Annotated in this window: 1 protein-coding gene; it reads right to left on the bottom strand. The window is 42.2% G+C overall.

The genetic code is table 11. From position 1 onward, the window contains the following. Positions 1-282 (bottom strand): transposase (locus Q1A70_RS20645; RefSeq protein WP_299695940.1); only part of this gene is annotated, 282 nt, incomplete at both ends.

The following is a 282-nucleotide window of genomic DNA, read 5'->3' as shown; positions in this document are numbered from 1 at the left end:
TATATCTTGTCCGTAATTGCGTTTAGCAATTACCGTTTCTCCGCCACGTTCCTTAACAAAAATACGGAAAGGTTCGCTGTCATATCCTTTATCACAAACGATAGTATTAACTTCATCAAGTTGCTCAACCAAGCTTTCGGCATGTACTATATCGTGGCGTTGTCCTTCTGATAAATCAAAACAAATCGGTAGGCCACCACTATCTACGGCTAAGTGAATTTTGGTTGAGTTGCCCCCGCGACTTTTTCCTATTTGCTCTGAGCTTTCAGTAGCTGCACCTGT

The organism is uncultured Vibrio sp., from assembly GCF_947488985.1.
Classification (GTDB): domain Bacteria; phylum Pseudomonadota; class Gammaproteobacteria; order Enterobacterales; family Vibrionaceae; genus Vibrio.
Note: the sequence above shows the minus strand (reverse complement) of the source record. Positions and strands in the feature narration are given on the sequence as shown.